The organism is Mycobacterium sp. 48b (assembly GCF_048282725.1).
Lineage (GTDB): Bacteria > Actinomycetota > Actinomycetes > Mycobacteriales > Mycobacteriaceae > Mycobacterium.
In genome coordinates, this window is sequence record NZ_JBLVUL010000001.1 from 7,349,962 (window position 1) to 7,362,455 (window position 12,494).

Here is a 12,494-nt window from a genome sequence, read left to right on the forward strand (position 1 = left end):
GGTGCGCGAAGCGGCCCTGTTATCTGTGGCAAGCAGGCCAGGGAGGTCACAATGTTGTCGTCCGGGATCACCGTCCGCGCCGCCGGCGACGGCTTCCTCGACTCGATCCGCTCCCCGAACACCCGCCGCTCCTACGCCATCGCCGTCGATAAGACCACCGCCAGGCTCGGCGAGGCCCGGCCGCTGGCCAATGTCGCCGACGACGAGATCGGCGAAACCCTGGAAACTTTGTGGGGCGAGGCGGCGGTCAACACCTGGAACGCCCGCCGCGCCGCGGTCGCGTCTTGGCTGGCGTGGTGCCGCGAGCACGGACACCTCGCCCCGGCGGTCCCCGCGTGGGTGAAACGCTCCACCCCGCCGGACTCGGCCACCCCGGTGCGCTCGCGCACCGCGATCGACCGGCTCATCACCCGCCGCGACATCGACCTGCGGGATAAGACGCTGTGGCGGATGCTCTACGAAACATGCGCCCGCACCGAGGAACTGCTCCAGGTCAACATCGAAGACCTCGACCTGGCCGGGCGGTGCTGCCCGGTGAAGTCCAAGGGCGCCAAGCCCCGCACCCGCCGCCGCGGCGCCGCCCATCACGAGTACGCGCACGAGCTCGTGTACTGGGACGCGGGTACCGCCCGGCTCCTGCCACGCCTCACCAAGGGCCGCACCCGCGGACCGCTGTTCGTCACCCACCGCCGACCCGGACCCCGCAAAGCCGTCGCCGACCGCGACATCTGCCCCGACACCGGCCTGGCCAGGTTGTCCTACGGCCAGGCCCGCGCCCTGCTCGATGCCGCCACCGCCACCAACGGACCCGGCACCGGCTGGGACCTGCACGAACTCCGGCATTCTGGCCTGACGCATCTCGGCGAGGCCGGAGCCAGCCTGCTCGAGCTAATGGCCAAGTCCCGCCACCGCAAACCCGACAACCTGCGCCGCTACTTCAAACCCTCACCGGCGGCCATGCGCGGCATCACCAGCCTCCTCGGTCCCGACCGCGGCCACCGATAGCGGCCACCAACAACGACTCGTCCGTCTACCCGGACCAGGCGCTACGCGAACCTCGTTGTTTTTTGCGCCATTACTGCCGGGACCCCGGCGTCACCGGGCAGATCATCGTGCGCGGTGACAGCGCCTATGGATCGCGGGCGGTGATCCGGGTATGCCGCCGCTACGGGGCGGTGTTCTCGCTGGTGCTGACCCGCAACGCCGCGGTGCAACGCGCCATCGACAGCATTCCCGAGAACGCCTGGACCCCGGTGAAATACCCGGGTGCGGTGCTCGATCGCGAGACCGGGGCCTGGATCTCTGATGCCGAAGTCGCTGAAGCCGTCTACACCATGGCCAAAACCGGCACCTATGAGGCGGTCACCGCCCGGCTGATCGTGCGCCGGGTCAAAGACGCCAACCAACCCCAAGACGGGCTGTTCCCGATCTGGCGGTATCACCCGTTTTTCACCAACACCACCGAGTCGGCCACCGACGCCGACATCACCCACCGCCGCCACGCCATCATCGAAACCACCTTCGCCGACCTCATCGACGGCCCCTTGGCCCACATTCCCTCCGGGCGCTTCGGCGCCAACAGTGCCTGGGCCGTCTGCGCCGCGATCGCCCACAATCTGCTGCGCGCCACCGCGACCCTGGCCGGGACCCGTCACCGCACCGCGCGCGGGGCGACCCTGCGCCGTCACCTGGTCAATATCCCGGCTCGTCTGGCCCGACCCCAACGACGACCGATCCTGCACCTACCCCGGCACTGGCCCGCCGAACCAGCATGGATGACCCTGTGGCACAACACCATCGGCCACCGATCCAGCGCCTGAACCACCGACCACCCGACCCGACAACCAGGAACCCGACAGGAAAAGCTGGACAGACCAGCGGCCTCGTCATGCCCACCACCAGCCCGGATCAAGACCATCAGCTCAACCGGCCACCACACCGTCGGTCGGTGGAATCAGGCTTAGTGAGAGGAATGATCAGAACCTGTGGATGAGCCTCGGCGTGGGGGCGTGAAAATGAGCGCACCTTCCCGAGGATGATCATCACGGAATCAGGTATTCGATCAAGACCGGCGTTGGCGCGCTGGTTGGGAAGGTACGCCCATGCTCACCGTAGTTCACGACGGCGCGGAGGCCAACGACAACACCGACAGTGGTGCTGGTCGGTCGTTGTTGGATGAGATTGTCCGTGATGGCGCTCGGCAGATGCTGGCCGCGGCGTTGCAGGCCGAGGTCGCCGCCTACGTGGCGCAGTTCGCTGACCAGCGCGATGACAACGGCCACCGATTGGTGGTCCGCAACGGCTACCACCAGCCGCGCGAGGTGCTGACCGCAGCCGGTGCGGTGCAGGTGAGGGCCCCGCGGGTCAACGACAAACGTGTCGATCCCGACACTGGTGAACGCAAGCGGTTCTCCTCGGCGATCCTGCCGGCCTGGGCGCGCAAGTCCCCGCAGATGTCCGAGGTGTTGCCGCTGTTGTACCTGCACGGGTTGTCGAGCAGCGATTTCACCCCGGCCCTGGAGCAGTTCCTCGGCTCCGGTGCCGGGTTGTCGGCATCGACGATCACCCGGCTCACGTCGCAGTGGCAAGATGAGGCCGCCGCGTTCGGTCGTCGCGATCTGTCGGGCAGCGACTATGTCTACCTGTGGGTCGACGGCATCCCCCTCAAGGTCCGCCTGGACCAGGAAAAGCTGTGTCTGCTGGTGATGCTCGGTGTGCGCGCTGACGGCCGCAAGGAGCTGGTGGCGATCAGCGACGGCTACCGTGAATCGGCCGAGTCGTGGGCCGATCTGCTGCGCGACTGCAAACGGCGCGGCATGACCGCCCCGTGCTCGCCGTCGGTGACGGTGCACTCGGGTTCTGGAAAGCGGTCCGTGAGGTGTTCCCGGCCACCAAAGAGCAGCGCTGCTGGTTCCACAAGCAAGCCAATGTTCTTGCCGCACTGCCGAAATCAGCACACCCGTCGGCCCTGGCGGCACTCAAGGAGATCTACAACGCCGAGGATATCGACAAGGCCCAGCTCGCGGTCAAGGCCTTCGAGGTCGATTTCGGCGCCAAGTACCCCAAGGCGGTCGCCAAGATCACCGACGACCTCGATGTGCTGCTGGAGTTCTTCAAGTACCCGGCCGAACATTGGATCCACCTGCGCACGACGAACCCGATCGAAAGCACCTTCGCCACAGTGCGACTTCGGACCAAGGTGACAAAAGGCCCGGGATCGCGAACGGCCGGACTAGCGATGGCCTACAAGCTGATCGACGCCGCCTCGGCCCGCTGGCGCGCCGTCAACGCCCCGCACCTGGTCGCCCTGGTCCGCGCCGGCGCGGTCTTCCACAAAGGCAAACTGCTCGAACGCCCCACCGACATCACCCCACCAACACCGCCCTCAGACGACGATCAGGACGCCGGAACGGAGGTCGCCTGAAACACCCCGATCCACAGGTATTGACAATTCCTCCAAGTGACGATTCGCGAGGTGAGAGTGCGAGGTGGGCAGGATGGATTCCGCCGCTGATCGTTGAACGGCGGACCCTTTGCTGATGCTTTCTCAGCTTCAACTGGGGGATCGGTCGCGTCTATCCCTCCACCGCGGCGCGGACTCCGATTCGCGCCAGATGTCATGGCAGTCACCACTTTTTCGACGGCTAGCGACGGTGTCGCGTTTTGTCAGAAGCCGCCCGACAGCACAGCGATCGCTGCTGCGGCGGCCCGTGGGTCACAGCAGCCGGACGATGCCGCGGGCAGCCACCTGCAGGGCGCCGAGCAGTCGCTGGCGACCTCGCTTCAACGACGGAACTACGACGGCGATCGCGGCCACCACAGCGTCGTCGGACTGCCGGACGATCGGCACGGCCAGTGAACAGGCGCCTAGCGACATCTCTTCCACGGTGGTAGCCAACCCCTCGCGCCGCACCCCCTCCAACTGTCGGGACAGCACCGCAGGCTGGGTGATTGTGTAGGGAGTAATCGGAGTCAGATTGGCAAACACCTGATCCTGGACTTCGCGTGGCGCGTGCGCCAACAGCACCTTGCCGACGCCGGTGCAGTGCATCGGCAACCTGCTGCCGACGGTGCTAACGATCGGCACGGATGCCCTACCCATCATCCGCTCGAGGTACAATACTTCGTTGCCGTCGCGTACCGCGAGGTGCACGGTGGCGAGCGTTGCCGCGTAGACATCGTGCAAGAACGGCTCTGCGACCTGCCGTAATCCGCCTCCGACCGGGGCGAGCAGCCCAGCGCTCCACATCAGTCGGCCGACCTCGAAACGACCGTCCGTGCGGCGCTGCAACGCCCCGCCCGCAACCAGTTCGGCAGCCAGCCGGTGGGCCGTGGCCATCGGCAGGCTGGCCCTACCCGCCAGTTCGGACAGCGTCAGTGTCCGGTGCCACTCATCGAAGGCGGCGACCATGCGCAGCAAACGAGAAGCGACGCTGGTGCCGGGCGTTGAGGTATTTCCCGCCACTCACGGATCCTTTCCGCTCAGTGGTAATCTAGCGTAGGTCAGTCGCCGAGGAGCCAATAGTGTCAAGGCTATGACAGCAGTGATCGACCCCGATCCCGACGGCGGGTTGCCGAGGCAGCAGGCGATCAGCGCGGAGATCGAGGCGATCGAGTCCGAGTATCAGCGCGCTGGCATCGAGGAGACGCAGCCGCGGCTCGGCTACGCGCCCTACCGCAGCAGCCTGCTGCGTCATCCCACGAAGGACCTACACCACGCTGACCCGGAGGGCGTCGAGCTGTGGACGCCCTGCTTTTCCGAACGCGACGTGCATCCGCTTGAATCGGACCTCACCATCCAGCACTCAGGCGAACCCATCGGCGAACGGATAGTGGTGACCGGCCGGGTGGTCGACGGCGACGGACGGCCGGTGCGACGTCAACTCGTCGAGATCTGGCAGGCCAACGCCGGCGGTCGCTACATCCACAAGCGTGATCAGCACCCGTCCGCGATCGACCCCAACTTCACCGGCGTCGGCCGCTGCCTGACCGATGACGACGGAAGCTACCGCTTCACCACGATCAAGCCAGGGCCGTATCCGTGGAGGAACCACCGCAACGCTTGGCGCCCAGCCCACATCCACTTCTCGGTGTTCGGAACGGAATTCACGCAACGGCTGATCACCCAGATGTACTTCCCCGGCGACCCGTTGTTCGCGCTGGACCCGATCTATCAGTCGATCACCGACCGAAAGGCCCGAGACCGACTGATTGCCAACTACGACCACGACGTCACCACCCACGAATGGGCCACCGGATACCGGTGGGACATCATCCTCACCGGCGCGACGCGCACTCCGACCGAGGATCCCCACCGCGGAAGCGAACACTGATGAATACCCTGCTCACCGCCACCCCGGGGCAGACCGTCGGACCCTTTTTCGGTTACGCACTCCCGTTCGACCGGTGCGACCAGCTGGTTCCGGCCGGCTCACCGGGTGCCGTCCAGCTTTCCGGCTTGGTCCTCGATGGTGACGGCCAGCCTGTTCCCGACGCCCTACTTGAGATCTGGCAGGCAAACGCCGACGGCACCATCCCCACGTCCACCGGCTCGCTACACCGGGACGGCTGGACCTTCACTGGGTGGGGCCGCGCCGGCACCGACGATGGCGGACGGTACAACTTTTCCACCGTCATCCCAGGTCCCTGCGATCCCGGTGCGGCACCGTTCTTTCTGATCACCGTGTTCGCCCGCGGGCTGCTCAACCGGCTGTTCACCCGCGCCTACGTGCCCGGGGGGCAGCTGGCCGGCGATCCACTGCTGGCGTCCCTGCCGCCCGAGCGTCGCGACACGCTCATCGCCACCCGCGAGGGCGCCGGACTACGCTTCGACATCCAATTGCAGGACGCGCCAGGCAAACCCGAGACGGTCTTCCTGCGCTACGCGGGACACCAGCGATGACTGACCTCTTCTGGCCGGGCGACGACCTCGCAGGCGACCTGATGAGCGGCCCCGCATTCCTCGAGGCCATGGTGGCCGTGGAACGGGCGTGGCTGGACAGCCTCGTCGACGCCGGTATCGCACCGCAAGAGGCGCGTGCCAGCTTGGCAGACCTCATCGCCGACGCCGACACCGAGTCGATCGCCCGCCGCGCCGCCACCGACGGCAGCCCCGTCAGCGCTCTGGTCACGTTGTTGCGTGAGCGCTCAACGGCGGCGACAGCCCGCTGGTTACACCGCGGGCTAACCAGTCAGGACGTCGTCGACACAGCGCTCGTCATCTGCGCCCGTGATGTCCTCATGCGCATCGGCGACGAGTTCACCGTCCAAGTCCGGGCGCTGTCCGAGCTCGCTGAGAGGCACCGGAGCACACCAACACTCGCGCGTACCCTGACCCAGGCCGCCCTACCAAGCACCTTCGGCGCCAAGATGGCACGTTGGCTTACCGGCATACTGGACGCCGCCGAACCGCTGACCGGGCTGCTGCCCTCGCTGCCGGTGCAGGTCGGTGGCGCGGTGGGAACGCTGGCGGCGGCTACCGAATTGACCGGTTCGGTGGACGGCGCCATCGCGTTGAGCGACGCGCTCGCCGGCGCACTGCGGCTGGCGCCGGCTCCGCCCTGGCACACCACCCGCTCGGCGATCACCCGCATCGGGGATGCGTTGGTGAGCTGCTGCGACGCCTGGGGGCACATCGCCGCCGACATCGCGACCGGTAGCCGGCCCGAGGTCGGCGAGCTGGCCGAGGGGACTGGTGGCGGCTCATCGACGATGCCGCACAAGAACAATCCCGTCCGCTCTGTGTTGATCCGGCGCACCGCGCTCACCGCGGGCACCTTGGGCGCCACCCTGCACCTGGCCGCAGGAGCGAGTGTCGACGAGCGCTCCGACGGCGCGTGGCACGCCGAATGGGCCACACTGCGCACGCTCGCCCGCCACACCGTCGTGGCGGCCATCCAAGCCTCCGAACTGCTCTCCGGGTTGCAGGTGGACACGGCGCGGGCGGCCGCGAACCTGGCCGACGCGGGCGGGCTGCTCACCGAACAACGTGCAATGACCGAGTTGACCGGTAGCCCAGCACGGCCCGACTACACCGGTGCCGCCGATCGGCTGATCGATTCGACCTTGAGTCGGGCCCGCCGCTTCATCAAGTCTGCGTCATGACCATTCCGGCCTTGGCCACAATCGACTTCGGCGGACCCGACGGTGCGCCTGTCCTCGTGCTGGGGCCTTCACTGGGTACCTCGGCAGCCACGCTGTGGAGCGCTGCGGCTGGATGGCTGAGTGCGCACGCCCGCGTCGTCGGGTGGGACCTACCCGGTCACGGTCGAGGCGGTCCTGGCGAGCCCTTCACGATCGCCGAACTCGCGGTCGCCGTGCTGGCACTCGCCGACGACATGCACGCCGAGACCTTCCACTACGCCGGTGATTCGCTCGGTGGCTGTGTCGGTCTGCAGCTGATGCTCGACGCGCCGCAACGGGTGGACTCGGCGACCCTACTGGGCACCGGTGCGTTGATCGGCACCCCAGCTGGCTGGCTCGAGCGCGCCGCCACCGTCCGCGCCGAGGGCGTCGAAACCTTACTCTCGGGCGCGGCCCAGCGGTGGTTCGCGCCGGGCTTCGTCGACCGGCAACCAGGTGTCGGCGCGGCGCTGCTGGACACCCTCAGCCACACCGATCCGGAGTCCTATGCGCAGGCCTGCGAGGCCCTCGCGGCATTCGACGTCTCCGACCGATTGCGCGAGATCGTCACTCCCGTCCTGGCCGTGGCAGGCAGCGCCGACGTGCCCACACCGCCGGAGTCATTGCGGCGCATCGCCTCCGGTGTCCAGGACGGTGACCTCGTAGTGCTCGACGGTGTCGGCCACCTGGCACCCGCCGAAGCCCCGGACCGGGTCGCCGGCCTCATCGCAGAGCAGGTGGGTATTCCGCAGCCTGCGACTAGGACCGTCGAGGATGTGTGTCGCGCGGGAATGGCGATACGGCGCCAGGTGCTCGGCGACGGGCACGTCGACCGGGCAATCGCCGGTACCACCGACATGACCGCCGATTTCCAGCACCTGATCACCCAGTACGCCTGGGGAACCATCTGGACACGCCCAGGTCTAGACCTTCGCAGCCGCTCGATGATCACCCTGACGGCGCTGGTCGCGCGCGGGCACCGCGAGGAACTGGCGATGCACCTGCGAGCGGCCCGCCGGAACGGTTTGAGCAACGACGAGATCAAGGAGCTGCTGATGCAGACTGCCATCTACTGTGGCGTCCCCGACGCCAACTCCGCGTTTCGCATCGCCGCCGAGGTATTGCCGGAATTCGACGAGGACGAGCGGGCGTCGTCATGAGCCGCACCGCCGTCTGCGCCGCCGCCCACGAAGCCGTCGCCGGAATCGCTGACGGCGCCACAATTCTCGTCGGCGGATTCGGCATGGCGGGCATGCCCACCACACTCATCGATGCGATCATCGAACAGGGCGCCGCCGAGCTCACCATCGTCAGCAACAACGCGGGCAACGGCGACACCGGTCTGGCCGCGCTGCTGGCTGCCGGTCGGGTCGCGAAGGTCATTTGTTCCTTCCCCCGACAGGCCGATTCGTACGTGTTCGACAGGCTCTACCGGGACGGCATGGTCGACCTCGAAGTGGTCCCGCAGGGCAACCTGGCCGAGCGGATCAGAGCGGCAGGCGCGGGCATTGGCGCGTTCTTCTGCCCGACCGGTGTCGGCACCCCGCTCGCCTCGGGCAAGGAGATCCGCACGATCGACGGCCGCGACTACGTGCTGGAGTATCCGATCCGCGGCGACGTCGCACTCATCGCAGCACACCTGGCCGACCGGGCCGGAAACCTGTTGTACCGCAAGACTGCTCGCAACTTCGGTCCGGTCATGGCGACCGCCGCCACGCTGACCGTCGTTGAGGTCTCCCGCGTCGTCGAGACCGGAGGCATCGACCCCGAGACGGTCGTGACGCCGGGTATCTTCGTCGACCGCATCCTCGACCTGTCCTCGATTCCCGCCGCCCGCACCGAGGCCGCCTCGTGACGGGAACGCTCGATGCAAGGACACGGCGTCGTGTCGAGCATCTCGACCGTGGCCCGTTGGACCGCGGGGAGATCGCCGCGATGATCGCCCGCGACATCGCACCTGGGTCGTACGTCAATCTCGGCATCGGCCAGCCCACGATGGTCGCCGACTACCTCGACCCCGCCGCCGAGGTGGTGCTGCACACCGAGAACGGCATGCTCGGCATGGGAGGCGCCGCGACAGGAGACGCCATTGACCCGGATCTCACCAATGCAGGCAAGGTTCCGGTCACCGAAACCCCTGGGGCGTCCTACTTCCACCACGCCGACTCCTTCGCCATGATGCGCGGCGGCCATCTCGACGTGTGTGTGCTCGGGGCGTTTCAGGTCAGCGAGCGTGGAGACCTCGCCAACTGGCACACCGGAGCACCGGACGCCATTCCCGCGGTCGGGGGTGCGATGGATCTCGCCATCGGAGCGAAGCGCGTATTCGTGATGATGACGCTGTTCGGCAAGGACAGGACCGCGAAGTTGGTTCCGGAGTGCAGTTACCCGCTGACCGGGCTTCGGTGCGTCAGCCGGCTGTATACCGAGTACGCGATCTTCGACATCGACAACGCCGGAGACGGACGCGTGCGCGTACTCGAGACCTTCGCCATCAGTATCGCCGCGCTCGAGAAGCGCTTGCACATAGCTCTGTCGTGACCCTGGCGCTTGGGTCGCCGAAAAGTGACTCCATGCTCGCTCAGCGACGAAATTCCCAGAGGAGTGGATTGATGACCCTATCCCGTGACGAGCTAGCCGATTTCGCCGAAAGTATGGCGCGCGCAGGGGATCGCGACACCCAGCACGTGACCGAGGAGCACCTCGTCGTGAACTCCACCGAGGCACACTGGATCCAGACCGGAAGCCCATCAGAAATTGGATTGCTTCTGCGGATACCCGCCCGCTCCATTGAGTTCTTCCTGCAGAAGATCCCCGCCGGTGCGGGCAGTGACCTTCATCGACACGTACACGAGTCAGTTCACTTCGTGCGACATGGCTCGGGCTGGTCGGAGATTGGCGATCAACGCGTAACGTGGAGCGCAGGCGACTTCGTGTATACGCCGCCGTGGGTATGGCATCGCCACTATGCAGATGACCAACAGGACGTCGAGATGATAGTCATCGAGAACTCCCGCCTCCTGGCTGCCGTGGACGCAACCCAGAGGGAAACCAGGGGCAACGTTAGCTTCGCCGAGGCTTTCGGCGTCGGCGACACGTAAGCAGTGGAGAAATTGTCAAGGTAATCGCTTCGAAGGGCGCTTGACGACGGCGGTCAAACACACGGCGGCCGGTCAACCCATCCACGGCGCTAATGTCCAGCCGCCCTGCAACTTTCGTGGCCGCGGCGTCTCCCGGCGAAGCAGGCGGCCTGATCTGCACCCGTGTTGTCGGCCCACGGGTTGTGCGAGTAAAGCGCAAAGTGATCACGATGCGGTCACATGCGTTATTCGTCGAACCCTTCATCTGGGATAGCAAACGCCGCCCTGGCGTTGTCGTTGAGATTTGCAAATCCATCGATAACCACCCGGGCCACGCGGGTCTCATGGTCGACAATGCGGATCAGCCACGTGTGAAAGGCCGCACCGGTGAATTCTTCGCTGACCGGCGAAGGAGCTCTCCAGCGACGGAAGAAGAACTCGAGTCGTGTCGTCAGCTCGATGACATCCTCCTGCACCGGAACGTAGGAAAGTACTTGACGCAGTTCGAGGCGTTCGTCGAAAATCCCGTCCCGCTGCGTGAGATACAACCGCAGACCATTGAGTCCCTTCCATTGGTGGCCGCCGCGAAAGCCGATTTCGAAGTCGTCTGTGAGGACGGTTGCGAACATTTGCTCGGCCGGCGAGTGGCGCTGTTCTAAGCGCAGGTAGTCATCGATCGTCGAAACGAACGCCGGCAGGTCGGGGGTACTCGACACAGAACATCTCCTTTGCCAATGTAGTTAGACCAGCTTAGTAGCAAGCTCTGCGGCAGCTTCGCCGATGATGCCAGCTACTTTGCGGACATGTGATGGCCGTAACCGATAGCTCGGCGCTGATGCATTTAGTGCCAGCCTCACGTCGGGACCTCTTGCAGGTATGGCGACAGCAACGGATGCGACACCTTCTTCGCTTTCCTCCCTACTGGTCGCGAAACCGCTCTTTCGAGAAATAGTCAAATCCTGTGGATCGAGGGTCGTCAGGCGACCTCGGACACTGGGGTGTCGGGCGATGGTTCCGGGGTGATGTCGACCGGACGTTCGAGGAGCTTGCCCTGGTGGAACACTGCGCCGGCCCGCACCAACGCCACCAGGTGTGGTGCGTTGACCGCCCGCCACCGCGACTGCGCTGCTTCGATCAGCTTGTAGGCCATCGCCATGCCCGCCGCCCGTGATCCCGGGCCCTTGGTCACCCTGGTCCGAAGCCGAACCGTCGCGAAGGTCGATTCGATCGGGTTCGTGGTGCGTAGATGCACCCAGTGCTCGGCGGGATACCGGAAGTACTCGAGCAGCACGTCGGCGTCATCGACGATTTTCTTCACCGCTTTCGGGTACTTCGCGCTGTAGTCACGTTCGAACGCTGCGATCGCCAACTGCGCCTTGTCGATGTCCTCGGCCCCGATGATCTCCTTCATCGCCGCCAACGCACCCGGATGCGCCGATTTCGGGAGTGCAGCAAGAACGTTGGCTTGTTTGTGGAACCAGCAGCGTTGTTCGCGGGTGGCGGGGAACACCTCCCGCAGTGCCCGCCAGAATCCCAAAGCTCCGTCCCCGACCGCGAGCGCCGGCGCGCGCATCCCGCGGCGGCGGCAATCCCGCAGCAGGTCCGCCCAGGACTCGGTGGACTCTCGGTAGCCGTCGGCCAGGGCGACGAGTTCCTTGCGGCCGTCCGCCCGCACCCCGAGCATCACCAACAGGCAGAGCTTTTCCTGCTCGAGCCGGACTTTCAGGTGGATGCCGTCGACCCACAGGTACACGTAGTCGACCTGCGAGAGGTCCCTGGTGCCGAAGGCCTTCGCCTCGTCCTGCCACTGGGCCGTGAGCCGGGTGATCGAGGATGCGGACAGTCCGGCGCCGGTGCCGAGGAACTGTTCGAGCGCCGGCCCGAAGTCACTGGTTGACAGGCCGTGCAGGTACAGCAGCGGCAGCACCTCCGATACCTGCTCGGACTTGCGAGCCCAGGCGGGCAGGATCGCCGAGGAGAACCGCTTGCGCTCGCCGGTATCGGGGTCGATCCGCTTGTCGTTCACGCGGGGCGCCTTCACCGCCACCGCACCCGCCGAGGTCACGACCTCACGTTCGGCGTGGTATCCGTTGCGGACCACCAGTCGGTGGCCGTGTTCGTCGACCTCACCGGCATACCGGGCTACATAGTCGGCGACCTCGGCCTGCAACGCCGCGGCCAGCATCTGCCGGGCACCGTCGCGGACGATCTGGTCGAGCAACGACCGGCCCGCACCGGCCGCATTGCGGGTCTCGTTGGAGTCGTCGTTGTTGTCTACTACCGTGAGCACGG

13 protein-coding genes and 2 pseudogenes are annotated in these 12,494 nt (G+C 66.2%); 10 read left to right on the forward strand and 5 right to left on the reverse strand.

Annotation, left to right across the window (positions count from 1 at the left end):
• Nucleotides 1-51: 51 nt before the first annotated feature.
• Both ACNQR1_RS35845 and ACNQR1_RS35850 read left to right on the forward strand, forming a co-directional pair.
• The gene (locus ACNQR1_RS35845) at nucleotides 52-1,005 is read left to right on the forward strand and encodes a tyrosine-type recombinase/integrase (protein ID WP_017682183.1); all 954 of its coding nucleotides are present in this window, start codon (nucleotides 52-54) and stop codon (nucleotides 1,003-1,005) included.
• A 77-nt stretch (nucleotides 1,006-1,082) separates the two neighbouring features.
• Nucleotides 1,083-1,820: pseudogene (locus tag ACNQR1_RS35850) on the forward strand (transposase); the annotation flags it as partial.
• Between the two features lie 222 nt (nucleotides 1,821-2,042).
• Here ACNQR1_RS35850 and ACNQR1_RS35855 read toward each other — a convergent pair.
• Entirely contained in the window at nucleotides 2,043-2,282 is a 240-nt protein-coding gene (locus ACNQR1_RS35855; RefSeq protein ID WP_224866092.1) for a hypothetical protein, read from the reverse strand.
• Between ACNQR1_RS35855 and ACNQR1_RS35860 the strand changes: the two are divergent.
• A pseudogene (locus ACNQR1_RS35860) lies at nucleotides 2,172-3,424 on the forward strand (IS256 family transposase). The gene ACNQR1_RS35855 and the pseudogene ACNQR1_RS35860 overlap by 111 nt on opposite strands.
• Nucleotides 3,425-3,715: 291 nt before the next feature.
• Here ACNQR1_RS35860 and ACNQR1_RS35865 read toward each other — a convergent pair.
• Nucleotides 3,716-4,465: an IclR family transcriptional regulator gene (locus ACNQR1_RS35865; RefSeq protein ID WP_047040843.1), complete on the reverse strand. Its 750-nt coding sequence runs from the start codon at nucleotides 4,463-4,465 to the stop codon at nucleotides 3,716-3,718.
• Nucleotides 4,466-4,535: 70 nt separating this feature from the next.
• Between ACNQR1_RS35865 and pcaH the strand changes: the two genes are divergently transcribed.
• From pcaH to ACNQR1_RS35900, 7 genes are all read left to right on the forward strand, one after another.
• The gene (pcaH, locus tag ACNQR1_RS35870; RefSeq protein WP_043416460.1) at nucleotides 4,536-5,333 is read left to right on the forward strand and encodes a protocatechuate 3,4-dioxygenase subunit beta; all 798 of its coding nucleotides are present in this window, start codon (nucleotides 4,536-4,538) and stop codon (nucleotides 5,331-5,333) included.
• Nucleotides 5,333-5,902 carry a protocatechuate 3,4-dioxygenase subunit alpha gene (gene pcaG, locus ACNQR1_RS35875; RefSeq protein ID WP_043416462.1) on the forward strand — a complete coding sequence of 190 codons (570 nt, stop codon included), beginning with the start codon at nucleotides 5,333-5,335 and terminating at the stop codon, nucleotides 5,900-5,902. Before pcaH ends, pcaG begins: the two co-directional genes overlap by 1 nt.
• The gene (locus ACNQR1_RS35880) at nucleotides 5,899-7,104 is read left to right on the forward strand and encodes a lyase family protein (protein WP_043416463.1); all 1,206 of its coding nucleotides are present in this window, start codon (nucleotides 5,899-5,901) and stop codon (nucleotides 7,102-7,104) included. The genes pcaG and ACNQR1_RS35880 overlap by 4 nt, the downstream gene beginning before the upstream one ends.
• Nucleotides 7,101-8,282: a 4-carboxymuconolactone decarboxylase gene (gene pcaC / locus ACNQR1_RS35885; protein ID WP_047040849.1), complete on the forward strand. Its 1,182-nt coding sequence runs from the start codon at nucleotides 7,101-7,103 to the stop codon at nucleotides 8,280-8,282. The genes ACNQR1_RS35880 and pcaC overlap by 4 nt, the downstream gene beginning before the upstream one ends.
• A complete protein-coding gene (locus ACNQR1_RS35890) occupies nucleotides 8,279-8,977 on the forward strand; it encodes a 3-oxoacid CoA-transferase subunit A (RefSeq protein ID WP_047040851.1) in 699 nt (232 codons plus the stop codon). The genes pcaC and ACNQR1_RS35890 overlap by 4 nt, the downstream gene beginning before the upstream one ends.
• Entirely contained in the window at nucleotides 8,974-9,663 is a 690-nt protein-coding gene (locus ACNQR1_RS35895) for a 3-oxoacid CoA-transferase subunit B (RefSeq protein ID WP_047040853.1), read from the forward strand. The genes ACNQR1_RS35890 and ACNQR1_RS35895 overlap by 4 nt, the downstream gene beginning before the upstream one ends.
• A 71-nt stretch (nucleotides 9,664-9,734) precedes the next feature.
• Nucleotides 9,735-10,223 (forward strand): cupin domain-containing protein, encoded by a 489-nt coding sequence (locus tag ACNQR1_RS35900; protein ID WP_047040871.1) that lies wholly within the window; start codon nucleotides 9,735-9,737, stop codon nucleotides 10,221-10,223.
• A 224-nt stretch (nucleotides 10,224-10,447) separates the two neighbouring features.
• Here ACNQR1_RS35900 and ACNQR1_RS35905 read toward each other — a convergent pair whose 3' ends face one another.
• Genes ACNQR1_RS35905 through ACNQR1_RS35915 form a run of 3 tightly spaced genes read right to left on the reverse strand, consistent with a single transcriptional unit; the run spans nucleotide 10,448 to nucleotide 12,492 of the window.
• Complete coding sequence (locus ACNQR1_RS35905; RefSeq protein WP_047040856.1) at nucleotides 10,448-10,918, reverse strand: hypothetical protein; 471 nt, start codon at nucleotides 10,916-10,918, stop codon at nucleotides 10,448-10,450.
• A 24-nt stretch (nucleotides 10,919-10,942) separates the two neighbouring features.
• Nucleotides 10,943-11,158: an IclR family transcriptional regulator domain-containing protein gene (locus ACNQR1_RS35910; RefSeq protein WP_074414912.1), complete on the reverse strand. Its 216-nt coding sequence runs from the start codon at nucleotides 11,156-11,158 to the stop codon at nucleotides 10,943-10,945.
• Between the two features lie 20 nt (nucleotides 11,159-11,178).
• Nucleotides 11,179-12,492, reverse strand: a complete 1,314-nt coding sequence (locus ACNQR1_RS35915) for an IS256 family transposase (protein WP_019344575.1) — start codon at nucleotides 12,490-12,492, stop codon at nucleotides 11,179-11,181.
• Nucleotides 12,493-12,494 lie beyond the last annotated feature (2 nt).